This is a genomic window from Massilia sp. Root418, from assembly GCF_001425265.1.
Lineage (GTDB): Bacteria > Pseudomonadota > Gammaproteobacteria > Burkholderiales > Burkholderiaceae_D > Rugamonas.
Map to the genome: position 1 here is coordinate 106,789 of NZ_LMEC01000021.1, position 17,804 is coordinate 124,592.

The 17,804-nt window shown below is 66.0% G+C and carries 17 protein-coding genes and 1 riboswitch; of the genes, 16 read left to right on the forward strand and 1 reads right to left on the reverse strand.

Annotated features, from left to right (window positions below):
* Nucleotides 1-24 precede the first annotated feature (24 nt).
* A complete protein-coding gene (locus ASC94_RS18565; RefSeq protein ID WP_056398449.1) occupies nucleotides 25-432 on the forward strand; it encodes a hypothetical protein in 408 nt (135 codons plus the stop codon).
* Nucleotides 433-553: 121 nt separating this feature from the next.
* Complete coding sequence (locus ASC94_RS18570) at nucleotides 554-922, forward strand: hypothetical protein (protein WP_056398452.1); 369 nt, start codon at nucleotides 554-556, stop codon at nucleotides 920-922.
* Between the two features lie 124 nt (nucleotides 923-1,046).
* Here the strand turns inward: ASC94_RS18570 and cysS are convergent, their stop codons facing one another.
* Nucleotides 1,047-2,420, reverse strand: a complete 1,374-nt coding sequence (gene cysS / locus ASC94_RS18575; protein ID WP_056398455.1) for a cysteine--tRNA ligase — start codon at nucleotides 2,418-2,420, stop codon at nucleotides 1,047-1,049.
* A 372-nt stretch (nucleotides 2,421-2,792) separates the two neighbouring features.
* Here cysS and ASC94_RS18580 point away from each other — a divergent pair, with 372 nt between their 5' ends.
* The 14 genes from ASC94_RS18580 to ASC94_RS18650 all read left to right on the forward strand — a co-directional run bounded on the left by ASC94_RS18580 (nucleotide 2,793) and on the right by ASC94_RS18650 (nucleotide 17,801).
* Nucleotides 2,793-3,143, forward strand: coding sequence for a hypothetical protein (locus tag ASC94_RS18580; protein WP_056398457.1), 351 nt, complete (start codon nucleotides 2,793-2,795; stop codon nucleotides 3,141-3,143).
* A gap of 46 nt (nucleotides 3,144-3,189) precedes the next feature.
* Nucleotides 3,190-3,546, forward strand: coding sequence for a hypothetical protein (locus ASC94_RS18585; RefSeq protein ID WP_056398461.1), 357 nt, complete (start codon nucleotides 3,190-3,192; stop codon nucleotides 3,544-3,546).
* A 200-nt stretch (nucleotides 3,547-3,746) separates the two neighbouring features.
* Nucleotides 3,747-5,312: a M20/M25/M40 family metallo-hydrolase gene (locus tag ASC94_RS18590; protein WP_056398463.1), complete on the forward strand. Its 1,566-nt coding sequence runs from the start codon at nucleotides 3,747-3,749 to the stop codon at nucleotides 5,310-5,312.
* Between the two features lie 70 nt (nucleotides 5,313-5,382).
* Nucleotides 5,383-5,484: riboswitch (TPP riboswitch) on the forward strand.
* Nucleotides 5,485-5,578: 94 nt separating this feature from the next.
* Nucleotides 5,579-7,471 carry a phosphomethylpyrimidine synthase ThiC gene (gene thiC, locus ASC94_RS18595; RefSeq protein WP_056398466.1) on the forward strand — a complete coding sequence of 631 codons (1,893 nt, stop codon included), beginning with the start codon at nucleotides 5,579-5,581 and terminating at the stop codon, nucleotides 7,469-7,471.
* Between the two features lie 5 nt (nucleotides 7,472-7,476).
* On the forward strand, nucleotides 7,477-7,680 hold the full coding sequence (thiS, locus tag ASC94_RS18600) for a sulfur carrier protein ThiS (protein ID WP_056398469.1): 204 nt from the start codon (nucleotides 7,477-7,479) through the stop codon (nucleotides 7,678-7,680).
* A gap of 90 nt (nucleotides 7,681-7,770) precedes the next feature.
* Nucleotides 7,771-8,580, forward strand: coding sequence for a thiazole synthase (locus ASC94_RS18605; protein ID WP_157201514.1), 810 nt, complete (start codon nucleotides 7,771-7,773; stop codon nucleotides 8,578-8,580).
* 20 nt (nucleotides 8,581-8,600) lie between these two features.
* A complete protein-coding gene (locus ASC94_RS18610; RefSeq protein ID WP_056398474.1) occupies nucleotides 8,601-9,524 on the forward strand; it encodes a hydroxymethylpyrimidine/phosphomethylpyrimidine kinase in 924 nt (307 codons plus the stop codon).
* Nucleotides 9,525-9,556: 32 nt separating this feature from the next.
* Entirely contained in the window at nucleotides 9,557-10,192 is a 636-nt protein-coding gene (gene thiE, locus ASC94_RS18615; RefSeq protein WP_056398476.1) for a thiamine phosphate synthase, read from the forward strand.
* Between the two features lie 45 nt (nucleotides 10,193-10,237).
* Complete coding sequence (locus ASC94_RS18620) at nucleotides 10,238-10,867, forward strand: ANTAR domain-containing response regulator (protein ID WP_056398479.1); 630 nt, start codon at nucleotides 10,238-10,240, stop codon at nucleotides 10,865-10,867.
* 274 nt (nucleotides 10,868-11,141) lie between these two features.
* On the forward strand, nucleotides 11,142-11,576 hold the full coding sequence (locus tag ASC94_RS18630) for a response regulator (protein ID WP_056398490.1): 435 nt from the start codon (nucleotides 11,142-11,144) through the stop codon (nucleotides 11,574-11,576).
* The gene (locus tag ASC94_RS18635; protein ID WP_056398492.1) at nucleotides 11,573-11,977 is read left to right on the forward strand and encodes a response regulator; all 405 of its coding nucleotides are present in this window, start codon (nucleotides 11,573-11,575) and stop codon (nucleotides 11,975-11,977) included. Before ASC94_RS18630 ends, ASC94_RS18635 begins: the two co-directional genes overlap by 4 nt.
* 73 nt (nucleotides 11,978-12,050) lie before the next feature.
* Complete coding sequence (locus ASC94_RS18640; RefSeq protein WP_056398494.1) at nucleotides 12,051-13,157, forward strand: S-(hydroxymethyl)glutathione dehydrogenase/class III alcohol dehydrogenase; 1,107 nt, start codon at nucleotides 12,051-12,053, stop codon at nucleotides 13,155-13,157.
* A 195-nt stretch (nucleotides 13,158-13,352) separates the two neighbouring features.
* On the forward strand, nucleotides 13,353-15,437 hold the full coding sequence (locus ASC94_RS18645; RefSeq protein ID WP_056398498.1) for a M56 family metallopeptidase: 2,085 nt from the start codon (nucleotides 13,353-13,355) through the stop codon (nucleotides 15,435-15,437).
* 54 nt (nucleotides 15,438-15,491) lie between these two features.
* Nucleotides 15,492-17,801 carry a UvrD-helicase domain-containing protein gene (locus tag ASC94_RS18650; RefSeq protein WP_056398501.1) on the forward strand — a complete coding sequence of 770 codons (2,310 nt, stop codon included), beginning with the start codon at nucleotides 15,492-15,494 and terminating at the stop codon, nucleotides 17,799-17,801.
* Nucleotides 17,802-17,804: the final 3 nt, after the last annotated feature.

The following is a 17,804-nucleotide window of genomic DNA, read 5'->3' on the forward strand; positions in this document are numbered from 1 at the left end:
CGCTCGCGGTGCTAAGATCCGGCCATGTCCACCCCGCGTTTTGTTCCCCGCTTGCTGCGCTACGCCTGGGCTTCTCCCTGCACGGCGCTGGGTTTGTGCCTGGCCGCTCCCGCCTTCCTGGTCGGTGCCAGGGCGCGCATCGCGGACGGCGTGGTGGAGGTTTCGCTGTCGCGGCACGGGCAGGAGGCCTGGCTGAGCAAGCTGCCGTTTGTCGCCATCACCTTCGGCCATGCCGTCATCGGCACCACGGCGCAGGAACTGGAGCGCCTGCGGGCGCACGAGCATGAGCACGTGCGCCAATATGAAAGGTGGGGGCCGGCCTTTCTCGCCGCCTATCCCCTGGAAAGCCTGTGGCAGATGCTGCGCGGCCGCCGCGCCTATTTCGATAACCGCTTCGAGCAGCAGGCGCGCGCCAGGGAAGGCCACCTGTAAGCAAATACAGCAAGTTGTAAGCACGTGTAAGGTTCGTCAACTGCATCGATGCGGCGCGCGTTTTTCGCTCAGTGACACGGCAAACGTGCCCGACCCAACAACTTGATAGAGGACTCTGAACATGAAAAACGTAATCGCTACCCTGATCGCCGGCCTGTTCGCTACCGCAGCATTTGCTCAGACCCCAGCTCCTGCCGCTACGCCTGCAACGCCAGCCACCCCGGCTACCGCGGCAGTACCGGCCGCCAAGGCTGAAGCCAAAGCGGTGAAGGCCGACGCCAAAGAGCACAAGGAAGTGGTGAAGGCCGATGCCAAGGAAGCCAAGGCAGTGGCCAGCGCCCACGAAGAAGTGGCTAGCGCGAAAGCCGATGCCAAGGTAGAGAAAGCCAAGGCGCACGAGAAGTCGGCAAAAACCAAGGCCAAAGCCAAAGCCAAGGCCGACAAGGAAGTGAAGCCGGCCGACGTTGCTGCCGCCCCAGCCGCCAAGTAATCAGGCCCCGCTTCAAACGAATCCCCGCTGCTGCGGGGATTTTTTTTGCCGGTACGGTCGGCATCAACGCCGGCAGCCGGTCATGATGCCTCCCAATCTGCGCGTTTCCGGCGGCGCGCCGTGGCTATCTCGGCTCGACTATCGTTCCAGCCGCCGTGTCGCGCACCGTGTATCCCGCCGCCTCGATGGCCAGGCGCGTGGCATCGGCGTCAGCCCAGCGCCTCTCCGACCGCGCCAGGTCGCGCGCGGCGGCCAGCCCACGGATCGGTTCCGGTATCGCGTGCCGTGGCGGCGCCCACGCATCCAGGCCCAGGCCCAGTACCTGGTCCAGCCAGCGCAGGGTGGCTTTCTGCACGTCGCCTGGCAGCCGCGATTTCAGCAGCTCCCACATCAGGGCCAATACCCTGGCGGTGTTCAGGTCCTGGTTCAATTCGGCCTGCATGGCTTGCCGGTAGCCGGCGTCGGCCTGGCCGCCGTCCGGCAGGCGGTGATAGGCCTGGCGCAAACGGCCCAGTGCCGTCTGCGCGGCGTCGAGCGCGTGCCACGAAAAGGCCAGCGGCGAGCGGTAGTGGGCGGACAGCACCAGGTAGCGGTAGGCCAGCGGGTCGTAGTCACGATCCCCCAGCGCGGCTAGCCGAAGGAAACTGCCGTCGGACTTCGACATCTTGTCGCTGCCTTCGAGCTTCAGGAAGGCGCCGTGCAGCCAGTAGCGTGCCGGCGGGTGGCTGTGGCAGGCCTCGTGCTGGGCGATCTCGTTGGTATGGTGGACCGGTATATGGTCTTCGCCGCCGATATGGATATCGAACAGCGCACCCAGGTAGCGGGTCGACATGGCGGAGCACTCGATGTGCCAGCCGGGGAAGCCGCGGCCCCAGGGGCTGTCCCATTCCATCTGGCGCTGTTCCGGACCGCTGAATTTCCATAGCGCGAAATCGGTCGCGGAGCGCTTGTCGCGTATGTCCACGCGGTGCCCGGACTGCTGCCCGGCGATGTTAAGGCGCGCCAGGTGGCCGTAGCGCTCCAGGCGCTGCGTGTCGAAGTAGATGCCGTCCGCCGTGCGGTAGGTGTAGCCGTTGCGCTCGATGTCGGCAATGAACGCGATCTGTTCCTGGATGTGCTCCGTGGCGCGCGCCCACACACCCGGCGCCTGGATGTGCAACTGCGCGAGGTCGTGCTGAAAGGCCCTGGTGTAGAACTCGGCGATATCCCACGCGGACTGGCTGGTGCGGCGGCTGCCTTTTTCCATCTTGTCTTCGCCGGTGTCGGCGTCCGACGTGAGGTGGCCGACGTCTGTGATGCACAGAACGTGCGCGACTTCATAACCGTTCAGCGCAAGCACGCGGCGCAGGATGTCGCCGAACAGGTAGGTGCGCAGGTTGCCGATGTGGGCGTAGTCGTAGACGGTCGGGCCGCACGCGTACAGGCCGGCCTTGCCGGGTTGGAGAGGCTCGAAGGGGCGCAGCTTGCGCTCGTAGGTGTCGTACAGCATTAGCTCCATGGTGGACTCCAAAAAGACAAAAGGCCACAGGAGCAAAGACTCGCTGTGGCCGATAGAAAACTGAGGATGTGTGGGGTGAACGCGATCAGCAGGCTTCTATGGCCTGCGGCGACATGCTGCAAAGTGAGGGGATGTCTTGAACATGCCTGGATACTAGCACGAGTCGCGGCGAGGGTGCCAACTGTAAGCAATTACAGCGAGTTGTAAGCACGTGTAAAGGCCGTCAACTGCCGGGATGCGGGGCGCGTTTTCTGCTCAGTGACACGGCAAATGTGCACGAGATAGAGGAAGCAGCAAAGCCAGCTGCCCCTGCAGTGAAGTAAGCAGTAAAAACACACTAAACCGTTTATATCATTACAGAGGAAATACATCATGACCAAGACCATCGCTACCCTGATCGCCGGCCTGTTCGCTACCGCAGCTTTCGCTCAAACCCCGGCTCCAGCGGCCGCACCAGCACCTTCGGCCAAGACCGAAGCGGTTGCCGCCAAGGCTGAAGTGAAGGAAGCGGCCAAGACCGATGTCAAGGCGGAAGCCAAGGCCGAGCCAGCGAAGGAACACAAGAAGGCCGTGAAGAAGGCGCAGCACGCCAAGACCGGTAAGGAAGCCAAGCCTGCAGAAAAAACCGCGAGCGCCCCGGCTGCAACTCCGGCAACCCCGGCCGCTCCGGCCACGCCAGCAGCACCGGCAGTCGCAGCGGCCACCGCGCCGGCAGCGAAGTAATCGCAGCACAGAATACATACCCCAACACTGAACAAGGAAAACTATCATGACCAAGACCATCGCTACCCTGATCGCCGGCCTGTTTGCTACCGCTGCATTCGCTCAATCGCCAGCCCCTGCCGCCGCAGCAGCGCCTTCGGCCAAGACCGAAGCCAAAGCTGTCAAGGCTGAAGCCAAGGAAACCAAGGAAGCCGTGAAAGCGGAAGCCAAAGCGGAGAAGGCCGACAAGCCGAAAGAGACGACGCATGCCAAGGACGGCAAGCATGCCGAGAAAGCTGCGCACGCGGCCACCCCGGCGACTCCGGCCATCCCGGCGACGCCTGCATCGGCCGGCACGGCTGCCGTGCCCGCAACGGCTGCGACGCCGGCCGCACCTGCCGCGCCTGCGCACGTCAAGAAGTAATTCCCGGCGCTTCGCGTCAGCCCCGCTTCGGCGGGGCTTTTTCGTTTCAGGATGGCGCCCGCGCCCGCAGCCTCCAAGCCTGTCAAGCCTGTTAAGCCTGAGACATCGCGCGCGGGCGTGTCTATTTTTGTAATTTTTTTGACTCCGCCACCGCCACTGTTTAACTTGGGCCGCCTGAAAACGGACCCTTGGAGACAGACATGGCAGCTCGTATCAACGCATTGATCGTGGCCGGCTTGCTGGCCGGCGCAACCGCCAGCGCCTGCGCGCAGAACGGCACGATCTGGATCACCGTGGGCGACGCCGCCTACGCACAGCTCAAGAAGGACGCGCCACAACTGGTCAAGCGCGAGAGCCGCGCCACCATGGTCACCAGCTCCGCAGCCGCCAACGGCATCGCCGCCGCGCAGGAAAAGGTGCACCTGGTGGAAGTGAGCGAGCAGCAGATGCTGGCCCTGTCGGCAGCGGTGCACAAGGAACTGCACCGCTGCGGCGGCTTCATGGCGCACGCCAGCGAAGCGGCCGGCATCACCGCGCTGGCGCCCAAGGCCACGCTGGCCGCGCTGGCGGTGCCGCGTCCGTCCTACGTGATCGACCAGCAGACCGTCATCAATCCGCTGCTGCCGCAGATGCAGGGCTCCAACATCGCCCAGACCATCATCGACCTGTCCGCGCACACCAACCGTTACTACACCACCGCCAGCGGCGTGGCGGCGTCGAACTGGCTCAAGCAGAAGTGGGCCAGCATGGCCGCCGGCCGCAGCGACATCAGCGTGACCCAGTTCACGCACGCGGCCTATCCGCAGAAATCGGTGATCGCCACCATCGCCGGCACGGACAACGCCGCCGAAGTGGTGGTGCTGGGCGGCCACCTTGATTCGATCAACGGCAGCGGCACCGGCGAGACGACCCGCGCGCCCGGCGCGGACGACGACGCATCCGGCATCGCCAGCATGACCGAGGTGCTGCGCGTGATCATCGCCAGCGGCTACAAGCCGCGCCGCACCATCAAGCTGATCGGCTACGCGGCCGAGGAAGTGGGCCTGCGCGGATCGCAGGAAATCGCGCAGTACCACAAGAACAACAACGTCAACGTGGTGGGCGTGATGCAGCTGGACATGACCAACTACAAGGGTTCGCCGTCCGACATCTACCTCTACACCGACTACACCGACAGCCAGCAGAACAGCTTCGTCGCCAACCTGATCACCACCTACCAGCCCACGCTGACCATCGGCTACGACAAGTGCGGCTACGGCTGCTCGGACCACGCTTCCTGGACCGCGCAGGGCTACTGGGCCTCGATGCCGTTCGAGACCTCCTTCACCCAGGACAACCCCTACATCCACACCGCCAACGATACCTACGCCAACAGCGGCAACCAGGCCGACCACGCACTCAAGTTCGCGCGCCTGGGTCTGAGCTTCGCGGTGGAGCTGGGCAGCGACGGTCCCGGCGTGGTGCCGCTGCCCGACAAGGTGGAGACTTTCAGCGGCAGCCTGACGCGCGGCCAGACCCGCAGCTTCGGTCCCTTCAAGGCCGGCGCCGGCAGCTTCAAGGCGTCCACCACCGGCAGCGGCGACGCCGACCTGTACGTGCGCAAGGCCAGCGTGCCCACCACCGGGACCTATGACTGCAAATCGGACGGCGCCACCAGTACCGAGAGCTGCACCATCACCATGGCCGCCAGCGGCGACGTGTACGTGCTGCTGAACGGCTACGCCGCCTCCAGCTATACGCTGACGGTAACGTACCGCCCGCAATAAGGACTATTGTTTCAAATATAAGTTGAACGCGGCGATGGGAGATGTATAATTCGATTCGCTGCCGCAAGGCGGCACACGCTAGGGGTCCTGCGTCGCGAAAGCGCGCGGGTGAGAAATACCCTCCGAACCTGATCTGGATAATGCCAGCGAAGGGAAGCTTTAGGCCTCCATCCGCCACGCCGCGCGCCCGCACTTTGGGTGGTCCGGCGCTGCACGGATTTGCCGAACCCTCCTTTGCTGGCTCCTGTAGCCAACAAAGGAGCCAAATGAACGCCAATCCGAAATTCCTGTCCGCCACCGCCGAAGTGGACAGCGCAGCCATCGCGCCGCTTCCTAATTCCCGCAAGATCTACGTCGAGGGCAGCCGCCCGGATATCCGCGTGCCCATGCGCGAGATCTCGCAGTCCGACACGTCCGCTTCGTTCGGCCACGAGAAAAATCCGCCCATCTACGTCTACGACACCTCCGGCCCGTACACGGACCCGGACGTGCAGATCGATATCCGCTCCGGGCTGGCCACGCCGCGCCTGCCGTGGATACTGGACCGCGACGACACCGAGGAACTGGACGGCCCGACTTCCGACTACGGCAAGGAGCGCCTGGAAGATGCTTCCCTGGCCGAGCTGCGCTTCAACCTCACGCGCAAGCCGCGCCGCGCCAAGGCTGGCCCGAACGGGGTAGGCAACGTCTCGCAGATGCACTACGCGCGCAAGGGCATCATTACGCCCGAGATGGAATTCGTCGCCATCCGGGAGAACCTGCGCCGCAAGGAATATCTGGAAGAGCTGAAGGCGTCCGGCCCGATGGGCGAACGCATGGCCGAGATGATGGGCCGCCAGCACCCTGGCCAGAACTATGGCGCTTCCATCCCTGCCGAGATCACGCCTGAATTCGTACGCGAGGAAATCGCCCGCGGCCGCGCCATCATCCCCGCCAACATCAACCACCCGGAAGTGGAGCCGATGATCATCGGCCGCAATTTCCTGGTCAAGATCAACGCCAACATCGGCAACTCCGCCGTCACCTCGTCCATCGGCGAGGAAGTGGAGAAGATGACCTGGGCCATCCGCTGGGGCGGCGACAACGTGATGGATCTGTCGACCGGCAAGCATATCCACGAAACGCGCGAATGGATCATCCGCAACAGCCCGGTCCCGATCGGCACCGTGCCGATCTACCAGGCGCTGGAAAAGGTGAACGGCAAGGCCGAGGACCTGACCTGGGAGATCTTCCGCGACACCTTGATCGAACAGGCGGAGCAGGGCGTGGACTACTTCACCATCCACGCCGGCGTGCTGCTGCGCTACGTGCCGCTGACGGCCAAGCGCCTGACCGGCATCGTCTCGCGCGGCGGTTCCATCATGGCCAAGTGGTGCCTGGCGCACCACAAGGAATCCTTCCTGTACACGCACTTCGAAGAGATCTGCGAAATCATGAAGGCCTACGACGTGTCCTTCAGCCTGGGCGACGGCCTGCGTCCCGGTTCGATCTACGACGCCAATGACGAGGCCCAGCTGGGCGAATTGAAAACCCTGGGCGAGCTGACCCAGATCGCCTGGAAGCACGACGTGCAGGTGATGATCGAAGGTCCGGGACACGTGCCGATGCAGCTGATCAAGGAGAACATGGACCTGCAGCTGGAGCAGTGCAGCGAGGCGCCGTTCTACACGCTGGGCCCCCTGACCACCGACATCGCGCCGGGCTACGACCACATCACCTCCGGTATCGGCGCAGCGCTGATCGGCTGGTACGGCACCGCCATGCTGTGCTACGTCACGCCGAAAGAGCACCTGGGCCTGCCGAACAAGGACGATGTGAAGGACGGCATCATCACCTACAAGATCGCGGCCCACGCGGCCGACCTGGCCAAGGGCCATCCGGGGGCGCAGATCCGCGACAACGCCCTGTCCAAGGCGCGCTTCGAGTTCCGCTGGGAAGACCAGTTCAACATCGGCCTGGACCCGGACAAGGCGCGCTCCTTCCACGACGAGACGCTGCCGAAAGACAGCGCCAAGGTGGCGCATTTCTGTTCCATGTGCGGTCCGCATTTCTGCTCCATGAAGATCACCCAGGAAGTGCGCGACTACGCTGCCCAGGGCATGCAGGAGAAGGCGGTGGAGTTCGTGAAGAAGGGCGCGCAGCTCTACAGCAAGGCGTGAGCGCGATGATCCCGATTGAACTGAACGGCGAGCCGCGCAGCGTGCCGCCGCAGCACAGCCTGCAGGCGCTGGTGGAGGAGCTGGGGCTGGCGCACCAGGCGCTGGCGCTGGCGGTGAACCGCACCGTGGTGCCGCGCCAGGCGTGGGGCGAGCGCGCCCTGCAGGCGCAGGACAAGGTGGACATCGTGCGCGCCATCGGCGGCGGCTGAGTTCGGCGGACCGATGCCTGTTTCGTAGGGCGGGTTAGCGCAGCGTAACCCGCCATTGCGCGGCCTACCAATACAACTTGGAGAATGAATATGCGTGACCAGAACCAGAATCAGAACGTCAGCGACGACCTGCTGACCATCGCAGGAAAAAGCTACAACTCGCGCCTGTTGGTAGGCAGCGGCAAGTACAAGGACCTGCAGCAGACCCGCGAGGCGACCGACGCCGCGGCGGCGGAAATCATCACCGTGGCGATCCGCCGCGTGAACATCGGCCAGGACCCGAAGGCGCCCAGCCTGCTGGACGTGCTGCCGCCGTCGCAGTACACCATCCTGCCCAACACGGCCGGCTGCTACACGGCCAGGGACGCGGTCTACACGCTGCAAATGGCGCGCGAGCTGCTGAACGGCCACAAGCTGGTGAAGCTGGAAGTGCTGGGCGACGAGAAGACCCTGTTCCCCAACATGCCGGAAACGCTGGTGGCGGCGAAGGAGCTGGTGCAGGACGGCTTCGACGTGATGGTGTACTGCAGCGATGATCCGATCCAGGCGCGCATGCTGGAGGACATCGGCTGCGTGGCGGTGATGCCGCTGGCGTCGCTGATCGGCTCCGGCATGGGCATCCTCAATCCCTGGAACCTGTCGCTCATCATCGAGCAGGCCCGGGTGCCGGTGCTGGTGGACGCGGGCGTGGGCACGGCCTCGGACGCAGCCATCGCCATGGAACTGGGCTGCGACGGCGTGCTGATGAACACCGCCATCGCCGGCGCGCAGGACCCCGTGCGCATGGCGCGCGCCATGAAGCTGGGCGTGCAGGCCGGCCGCGAGGCCTTCCTGGCCGGCCGCATCGCGCGCAAGTTCGCTGCCTCGCCGTCGTCGCCGATGGCGGGCCGCATGGTATGACGGCGGGCGCGGCTAGCCCCATGCAGGACGGACCCGTCGGCGACGCCGGGCCGCGGCAGCGCTGCGTGCTGGTGTTTTCAGGCGCCGACCCGTCCGGCGGCGCCGGCATCGCGGCCGACATCCTGGCCATCCACGCGCAGGGGGCGCATGCGCTGCCCGTGATTACCGCGCTCACGGTGCAGGACAACGACCGCGTCTACGAGGTGCTGCCGGTGGAGCCAGAGCTGGTGCTGCGCCAGGCCCGCGCGCTGGCGGCCAAGGGCAGCATCGACGCGGTGAAGATCGGCATTCCCGGCAGCGCCGCCAACGCGCGTGCCATCGCGCAGCTGATCCGGGAGCTGCGCGCGCTGCCTGGCGGGCGCGCGGCCAGCCTGCCCGTCGTGCTCGATCCGGTGCTGGCCAGCGGTCACGGCGACCTGCTCTCGCGCGGCGACGCGGTGCAGGCGCTGGCGCCGCTGCTGCCGCTGGTCACGCTGCTCACGCCCAACGGGCTGGAAGCGGCGGCGCTGGCGTCGGCCTACGGCAGCGCCGGCGCCGTAGCCGAAGCTGCAGCCCACGCCCACGCCGGCGACGAGGCGTCGGCCCGGCACGCGGCGCAGGTGTTGCTGGAGCAGGGCTGCCGCCACGTGCTGGTCACCGGCGGCCATGGCAGCGGCGACATCGTCATCAACCGCTGGTTCAGCGCGGCCGCAGGGCAGGGCGGCGCCGGCCCGTTCCAGGGCCATGCTTACAACCAGGGCCAGGGCCAGGGCCACGGCTGGAGCTGGGCGCGCCTGCCGGGCGGATTCCACGGCAGCGGCTGCACGCTGGCCGCCGCCATTGCCGGCCTGCTGGCGCACGGCTTCCCCATGCAGCAGGCGCTGGCGCGCGCGCAGGGCTACACCCACCGCGCGCTGGCCGCCGCCTTTGCCATCGCCCCCGGCCAGCGCATCCCGCAGCGCTAGCCGCCACATCATCCAAGAAAGTGAGACACGCCATGCAAGGACTTTATCTGGTAACCCCCGACTGGGACGACACTTCCCGCCTGCTCGACGTGAGCGAGCAGGCGCTGGCCGAAGGCGTGGCACTGCTGCAGTACCGCCACAAGGAAGCCTGCGCCGAGCTGCGCATGGAGCAGAGCGTGGCGCTGCTGGCGCTGTGCCGCCGCTACCGAGTGCCGTTCATCGTCAACGACCACGTTGACCTGTGCCTGCTGATCGGCGCCGACGGCGTGCACCTGGGCGGCACCGACGCGCGCATCGGCCAGACCCGCGCGCTGCTGGGGCCGGGCGCCATCATCGGCGCTTCCTGCTACGGCGAGATGCAGCTGGCGCTGGACGCGCAGGACGCGGGCGCCACCTATGTGGCCTTCGGCGGCTTCTATCCTTCGCGCGTGAAGCAGTACGCCGTCACCACCCAGCCGGCCATCCTGGACGAGGCGCGCCGGCGCATCGCGCTGCCGCGCGTGGTCATCGGCGGCATGACGCCGCAGAACGCCGCGCCGCTGGTGGCGCGCGGGGCGCAGATGGTGGCCTGCGTGAGCGGCGTCTACATGGCGCCGGAGCCGGCCCGCGCCGTGCGCGATTTCAACGCCCTGTTCGCGTCGGAAGAAATTCGCTCCAACGCGGCGTGATCGTTTTATAATCGGTCGCATTATCTTCCGCTCAAGGTTGCGACCATGAATGCACCCACCCCGGCGAAGCGCCTCATCCTGATAGTCGACGACGACCAGCTGCTGGCCGCCTTCCTCAGCGAAGTGCTGCGCCACGCCGGTTACGACACGGTGCAGGCGTATTCGGCAGACCAGGCGCTGGCCCAGGTGGCCGAGCGCGAACCCGACATGGCGCTGCTCGACATCCACATGCCCGGCATGTCCGGCCTGGAACTGGCCAAGCAGCTCAACCGCAACACCTCGGTGCCGTTCATGTTCCTGTCGGGCCGCGGCGACAGCGACGCGGCCAAGCAGGCCGCCGCCTATGGCGCGGTGGGCTTCGTGGTCAAGCCGGTGGACGAGCAGCACCTGATGCCGGCCTTCGAAGCCGGCCTGGCGCGCGCCGACGAGATCCGCCAGTTGCGGCGCACCGAACTCAACCTGAACGCCGCGCTGGCGGCCGGGCGGGAAACCAGCCTGGCGGTGGGCTTGTTGATGTGCAAATTCCAGACCGACCGCAACACCGCTTTCGAAGTGCTGCGCGACCATGCGCGTTCCAGCCGCCGCAAGATCAACGAAATCGCCGACCAGTTGCTTACCGCCGAGGAAACCTTGAATGGATTGCATGCGGCGTTTAATACACGGTTAAAAAAATAAGATCTGCTTCTTTTCGGAAATACGCTAAACTAGCAATACAGTAACGAGCAACACAGTAACTAGCAACATCGCCCCGGGGTCCTGAACCGCCCCGCCGGCTTTCCCCTTCAGCGCGCCCTTCCCCTGCCGCTGTATCAGAATTTCGGCCCAGCTCCGCCGACCCTGCACCCTGAACCCATCGATCCGGCAGCGCCTTGTTGCGCGCGCCACATCCGGTTCCAGGCTCTGCGCCATAAAAACACCGCGGCCACAGCGGCCGCAGGCGGAGAAAAAGATGAAAGACGATCTGAACACCCTGGACGACGTCCTGGTAGAACTGGCAGCCGTGTACCAGGAAGTGCCGCGCGTGCTGCACGTCGACGGCGACGGCGATTCGGCCCTGGTGCTGGCCACCTTGCTGGTGCCGGAAACCGAAGTGCACCACGCGGCCACCCTGGCCGACGCCGTGCGCGCCGTGGAGCAGGCCAGCTTTGCGCTGGTGGTGCTCGATCCGGACCTGCCCGACGGCGACGGCAACGACCTGCTGCTGCGCCTGAAGCAGCAGCCCGACAGCACCCCGGTGCTGCTGTATTCTGCCCGCCATCCCGGCCTGCGCACGCAGGCGCATGCCTTTCTGCCCAAGCCCTGGACTTCGCCGCGCCAGCTGTGGCGCACCGTGTCGCACATGCTGGGCATCGAGCCGGCGGTGATGCAGGACGACGCCACATGAGCGGCGAGCTCAGCAGCATCCTGTATGTGGAGGACGACCCGCATCTGCGCGGCGTAGCCAAGATGGCGCTGGAAGTGATGGGCCGTTTCACGGTGCGTGAATGCGCTTCCGGCCAGACGGCGCTGCTGGCGGCGGCCGATTTCCAGCCCGACCTGATCCTGCTCGACGTGCAGGCGCCGGGCAGCGGCGGCGTGGCCACGCTGGCGCAGCTGCGCAGCCTGCCGCACCTGTGCCGCATCCCGGCCATGTTTGTCACCGGCCGCGTGTCGGGCGCCGACATGGCGCTGTACGTGGCGGCCGGCGCGGCCGGCATCATCGCCAAGCCGCTGGAACCGCTGCGCCTCGCGGGCCAGGTGCGCCGGCTGTGGGATGAGCAGATCGCAAACTTGCTGCCGGTGTAAGCTTGTAATCCTTGTTATGATGCGGGTATCCCGATTATCACGGTAACCCCCCCGACATACACAGGACACAAGCATGAAAACCAAAGCAGCCGTTGCATGGAAATCCGGCGCACCGCTGACCATTGAGGAAGTGGAACTGGGCGGCCCTCGCGAAGGCGAGGTGCTGGTGGAAATCAAGGCCACCGGCATTTGCCATACCGACTACTACACCCTGTCCGGCGCCGACCCGGAAGGCATCTTCCCGGCCATTCTCGGCCACGAAGGCGCCGGCGTGGTGGTGGACGTCGGCCCCGGCGTGAAAACGCTCAAGAAGGACGACCACGTCATTCCGCTGTACACGCCGGAATGCCGCCAGTGCAAATTCTGCCTGTCGCAAAAAACCAACTTGTGCCAGTCGATCCGCTCGACCCAGGGCCGCGGCCTGATGCCGGACGCCACCAGCCGCTTCTCCATCGACGGCAAGCCCATCTTCCACTACATGGGCACCTCCACCTTCTCCAACTACATCGTGGTGCCGGAAATCGCGCTGGCCAAGATCCGGTCGGACGCGCCGTTCGACAAGGTCTGCTACATCGGCTGCGGCGTCACCACCGGCGTGGGCGCCGTGCTGTTCACCGCCAAGGTGGAGGCGGGCGCCAATGTGGTGGTGTTCGGCCTGGGCGGCATCGGCCTGAACGTGATCCAGGCGGCCAAGATGGTGGGCGCGGACAAGATCATCGGGGTGGACATCAACCCGGCGCGCGAAGAGATGGCGCGCAAGTTCGGCATGACGCACTTCGTCAACCCGACCAAGGTGGAGAATGTGGTGGACGCCATCGTCCAGCTCACCGACGGCGGGGCCGACTACAGCTTCGAGTGCATCGGCAACACCACCACCATGCGCCAGGCGCTGGAGTGCTGCCACAAGGGCTGGGGCCAGTCCATCATCATCGGCGTGGCGGCGGCCGGACAGGAAATTTCCACCCGTCCGTTCCAGCTGGTGACCGGCCGGGTGTGGAAGGGCTCCGCCTTCGGCGGCGCGCGCGGCCGCACCGACGTGCCGAAGATTGTCGACTGGTACATGGAAGGCAAGCTCAACATCGATGACCTGATCACCCACAAGCTCAAGCTGGAAGACATCAACCAGGGCTTCGACCTGATGAAGTCCGGCGAATCGATCCGCTCCGTGGTCGAGTTCTAAGCGCCGCAGTTCCCCCGCCATTCCGCCGCCTGCTCCGCGCAGGCGGCATTCTGTCGCAAATCCCTCGCTCCTGCGCCTGCCGTGCGCTACCTTCAAGCTCCGCCACCTTTCCTGCACGGCTGGAAGTAGAAAAAAAGTTCTAGACAGTGCGTTCTAGATCATTTAATCTACATTGCATATTTCAAGGAGTTCTCCATGGCCGAGTTGCTGTCCCTGCTGATGCCTGCCATAGGCTGGTCGCTGCTGCACTTTGTCTGGCAGGGCCTGCTGGTCGGCTGGGCGGCCTCGCTGGCGCTGCAGCTGCTGCGCAACGCCCGCCCGCAGGCGCGCTACGCCGTGGCGTGCGGCGCCTTGCTGCTGTGCGCGGCCTTGCCGCTGGCCGGCATCATCTGGCGCGTGCTGGACGCTGCCGGCGGGGCGCCCGCCGCCGACCCGGCAGTGCTGCTGATGGCCGGCTCGGGCATGCTGGACGGCTCTGCCGTGGCGGTGCCCGCGCTGATGGACGACGGCTGGCTGGTGTCGTGGCAGTACCTGCTGCAGCGCCAGCTGCCTTGGCTGGTGCTGCTGTGGGCCAGCGGCGCGGCCTTTATGACGGTGCGCCTGTCGCTCGGCCTGATGTGGGTGCGCGAACGCACGCTGGAGGCGCAGCAGATGCCGAATGCGCATTGGCAGCAGCACCTGGACCGCCTGGCGCTGCGCCTCGGCCTGGAGCGGCCCGTGCGGCTGGCGGTGGCCGAGCACCTGGAGTCGCCCATGACGGCGGGGTGCTGGAAGCCGGTGGTACTGGTGCCGGCCTCGCTGTTGACCGGCATGCCGGCGGACTTGCTGGAGGCGCTGCTGGCGCACGAGCTGGCCCACATCAAGCGCCACGACTACCTGGTGAACCTGGTGCAGAGCGCGATCGAGATTTTGTTGTTTTACCACCCGAGCGTGTGGATGCTGTCACGGCATATCCGCAACGAGCGGGAACAGATTGCAGATGATTTAGCCGCAAGCATGCTTGGCGAACCGCGGCGCCTGGCCCTTGCATTGTCCGAACTGGACCGCTTCCAGTTCGCTACCCCCCAGCCCGCGCTGGGGGCTCAAGGAGGAAACCTCATGTCCCGTATCAAACGCCTGGTCCGTCCGGACAGCCAGCCACTGAGCTGGAAGATCGCCGCGCCCCTGTTCGGCCTGTGCACCGCGTGCGCCATGCTGTACGCCCACGCCGCGCCGCAGCCGCCCGCCGTGCCGCCTGTCCCTGCCGCCCCTGCAGCCATGGCCGCGCCGCCAGCGCCGCCAGCCCCGGCCGCGCCTGCAGCGCCCGTAGCCCCGGCCGCGCCGCCAGCCCCGGCTGTGCCCGCAGCGGCCGCAGCCCCCGCAGCCCCCGCAGCCCCCGCAGCCCCCGCAGCCCCCGCAGCCCCCGCAGCCCCCGCAGCCCCCGCAGCCATGGCCGCGCCGCCGGCCCCGCCAGCCCCCACGCTGTCCAGTGACGCCACCACGGCCCGTACTCCCGGCCGCGTCCGCATGACCTTTGGCCGCTTGACCATGAACGACAACGCCAAGGACGCCTACGGCATCAGGCGCGGCGACGGCTACACCGCGATTTACTCCGGCCGCAAAGACATGGCCGAACTGAGCCGCCTGGAAAACGCCGTGAAGGGTGATTTCATCTGGTATCGCGACGGCGACCACGCTTGGCTGATCAAGGACCCCGCCTTGCTGGCCAAGGTCAGCGCCGCCTGGGCGCCCGCCGACGCCCTGAACCTGCAAATGAAAGAACACAACAAAGCCATGGAGCAGCACAGCAAGGCCATGGAAGCGCTGGGCGACAAGATGCAGGCAGCGTCCGAGCAGTCCGAACGCGCCGGGCGCGGCTTACAACACGACAAAATCGACCAGGTAGCGCGGCAGCAGGAAGCCGTCGCGCGCAGGATCGAAGCGGTGGCGCGCAGGATGGAGCGCAGCCGCGACGCCGGGGGCACCGACCGCGAAGCGCTGCAGCGTGAAATGGACGCCCTAAAGACGCAAATGGAGCCGTTCAAGCAGCAAATGAAGGAATTGACCGCCGAATTCGCGAAAACGCACGCCGAGGTGGCCGCCAAAAGCGCGCCCATGGAGGCACTGAGCGCGCAAATGCGCGAGGCCAGCAAACCCATGAAGGAGCTGGGACGCAAGCTGGGTGAGCTGGGCCGCGAGCAGGGCAGGCTGAGCCGGGAAGCCGACCGTACCGTGCGCGAACTGATCCAGAAAGCCGTGCGCAACGGCCAGGCCGAGGCGATGCCAGCGCCCAAGGGCTGATTGGATATCCAGTGTTTTATACCGGGCCGCCAGCGGCCCCGGTATAATCACGGGATGCAAAATCTCCTCCACAACCTCAATCCCGAGCAACTTGCCGCCGTCACGCTGCCCGCGCAGAGCGCCCTGATCCTGGCCGGCGCCGGCTCCGGCAAGACCCGCGTCCTGACCACGCGCATCGCCTGGCTGATCCAGACCGGGCAGGTGTCGCCGGCCGGCATCCTGGCGGTCACGTTCACCAACAAGGCGGCGAAGGAAATGCTGACGCGTTTGTCGGCCATGTTGCCGATCAATACACGCGGCATGTGGATCGGCACCTTCCACGGCCTGTGCAACCGCCTGCTGCGCACCCATTACCGCGACGCCGCGCTGCCGCAGACTTTCCAGATCCTCGATTCCCAGGACCAGCTGTCGGCCATCAAGCGCCTGCTGAAGGCGTTCAATATCGACGACGAGAAGTTCCCGGCCAAGTCGGTGATGTATTTCATCAACAGCGCCAAGGACGCCGGCCTGCGCGCCGCCGACGTGGAAGCGTACGACGCCAACGAGCGCAAGATGGTGGAGCTGTACGGCCTGTACGACGACCAGTGCCAGCGCGAAGGCGTGGTGGATTTTGCCGAACTGCTGCTGCGCAGCTACGAGCTGCTGAGCCGCAACCAGCCGCTGCGCGAGCACTACCAGCAGCGCTTCAAGCACATCCTGGTGGACGAGTTCCAGGACACCAACGACCTGCAGTACAAGTGGCTCAAGCTGCTGTCCGGCCAGGGGCAGAGCCAGGGCAGCAGCGCGCTGTTCGCGGTGGGTGACGACGACCAGAGCATCTACGCTTTCCGCGGCGCCAACGTGGGCAATATGCGTGCCTTCGAGCAAGAGTTCAACGTCAAGAACCTGATCAAGCTGGAGCAGAACTACCGCTCGCACGGCCACATCCTGGACGCGGCCAATATGCTGATCGCCAACAACAGCAAGCGCCTGGGCAAGAACCTGCGCACCGACGCCGGGCACGGCGAGCCGGTGCGCGTGTACGAAGCCAGTTCCGACCTGCAGGAAGCGCAGTGGATCATCGAGGAGACCAAGAGCCTGATCGCCGAGGGCGCGTCGCGCAGCGAGATCGCGGTGCTGTACCGCTCCAACGCGCAGTCGCGCGTGATCGAGCACGCCTTGTTCTCGGCCGGCATTCCCTACCACGTGTACGGCGGCCTGCGCTACTTCCAGCGCGCCGAGGTCAAGCACGCCATCGCCTACTTGCAGCTGATGGACAACCCGCACAACGACTCGGCCTTCCTGCGCGTGGTGAACTTCCCCACGCGCGGCATCGGCGTGCGCACCATCGAGAATTTGCAGGGCGCGGCGCAGCAGTACGGCATTTCGCTGTACGCGGCCGTGCCTTATATGACGGGCAAGGCCGGCTCATCGCTGGCCGGCTTCGTCAAGATGATCGAAGGCATGCGCTTTGAAACGCAGCAGATGGCGCTGCCCGAACTGGTGCGCGTGGTGCTGGAGGGCAGTACCCTGCTGACCCACTACGCCACCGAGAAAGAGGGCGCGGACCGCATCGAGAACTTGGAGCAGATGGTCAGCGCGGCCACGCAGTTCGTGTCCGAGGAAGGATACGGCCAGGGCGCCCCGGCGCACCTCGGCCCGCGCGCGGACGCGCAGGCCGGCGCGCCCATCGTCAACCAGGACGGCATCGAGATCCTGGACGCGGACGCGCCCCTGGCCACCGTCATGTCGCCGCTGTCGGCCTTCCTGTCGCACGCCTCGCTGGAAGCGGGCGACAACCAGGCGCAAGCCGGCCAGGACGCGCTGCAGATGATGACGGTGCACTCGGCCAAGGGCCTGGAGTTCGACAACGTCTTCATCACCGGCCTGGAAGAGGGCCTGTTCCCGCACGAGAGCAGTTCGAAAGAGGAGGGGGGCGTGGAAGAGGAACGGCGCCTGATGTACGTGGCCATCACGCGCGCGCGCAAGCGCCTGTACATGTGCTTCTCGCAGACCCGCATGCTGCACGGCCAGACCCGCTACAACATGAAGTCGCGCTTCTTCGACGAGCTGCCGGAAGAGTCCTTGAAGTGGCTCTCGCCCAAGGTGCAGTCGCACTGGTTCGCCAACAAGAAGTCGGCCTGGGACGAGGCGCCGCTCAACCTGGGCAGCGACAACGCGCTGGCCCAGCGCATGGCGCAGAAGACCGCCGGCGGCAGCGGCTGGCGCATCGGCGAATCGGTCGCGCACGGCAAGTTCGGCGAAGGCGTGATCGTCAACATCGAAGGCAGCGGCACCAACTGCCGCGCGCAGATCAACTTCGGCAGTTGCGGCATGAAGGTGCTGGACCTGAGCGTGGCCAAGCTGGAGCGGCTGGGCCGCTAGCGG

Coding starts and splice junctions, on each gene's coding strand:
- ASC94_RS18565 (WP_056398449.1), top strand. CDS start 25: ATGTCCACCCCGCGTTTTGTTCCCCGCTTGCTGCGCTACGCCTGGGCT.
- ASC94_RS18570 (WP_056398452.1), top strand. CDS start 554: ATGAAAAACGTAATCGCTACCCTGATCGCCGGCCTGTTCGCTACCGCA.
- cysS (WP_056398455.1), bottom strand. CDS start 2,420: ATGGAGCTAATGCTGTACGACACCTACGAGCGCAAGCTGCGCCCCTTC.
- ASC94_RS18580 (WP_056398457.1), top strand. CDS start 2,793: ATGACCAAGACCATCGCTACCCTGATCGCCGGCCTGTTCGCTACCGCA.
- ASC94_RS18585 (WP_056398461.1), top strand. CDS start 3,190: ATGACCAAGACCATCGCTACCCTGATCGCCGGCCTGTTTGCTACCGCT.
- ASC94_RS18590 (WP_056398463.1), top strand. CDS start 3,747: ATGGCAGCTCGTATCAACGCATTGATCGTGGCCGGCTTGCTGGCCGGC.
- thiC (WP_056398466.1), top strand. CDS start 5,579: ATGAACGCCAATCCGAAATTCCTGTCCGCCACCGCCGAAGTGGACAGC.
- thiS (WP_056398469.1), top strand. CDS start 7,477: ATGATCCCGATTGAACTGAACGGCGAGCCGCGCAGCGTGCCGCCGCAG.
- ASC94_RS18605 (WP_157201514.1), top strand. CDS start 7,771: ATGCGTGACCAGAACCAGAATCAGAACGTCAGCGACGACCTGCTGACC.
- ASC94_RS18610 (WP_056398474.1), top strand. CDS start 8,601: ATGCAGGACGGACCCGTCGGCGACGCCGGGCCGCGGCAGCGCTGCGTG.
- thiE (WP_056398476.1), top strand. CDS start 9,557: ATGCAAGGACTTTATCTGGTAACCCCCGACTGGGACGACACTTCCCGC.
- ASC94_RS18620 (WP_056398479.1), top strand. CDS start 10,238: ATGAATGCACCCACCCCGGCGAAGCGCCTCATCCTGATAGTCGACGAC.
- ASC94_RS18630 (WP_056398490.1), top strand. CDS start 11,142: ATGAAAGACGATCTGAACACCCTGGACGACGTCCTGGTAGAACTGGCA.
- ASC94_RS18635 (WP_056398492.1), top strand. CDS start 11,573: ATGAGCGGCGAGCTCAGCAGCATCCTGTATGTGGAGGACGACCCGCAT.
- ASC94_RS18640 (WP_056398494.1), top strand. CDS start 12,051: ATGAAAACCAAAGCAGCCGTTGCATGGAAATCCGGCGCACCGCTGACC.
- ASC94_RS18645 (WP_056398498.1), top strand. CDS start 13,353: ATGGCCGAGTTGCTGTCCCTGCTGATGCCTGCCATAGGCTGGTCGCTG.
- ASC94_RS18650 (WP_056398501.1), top strand. CDS start 15,492: ATGCAAAATCTCCTCCACAACCTCAATCCCGAGCAACTTGCCGCCGTC.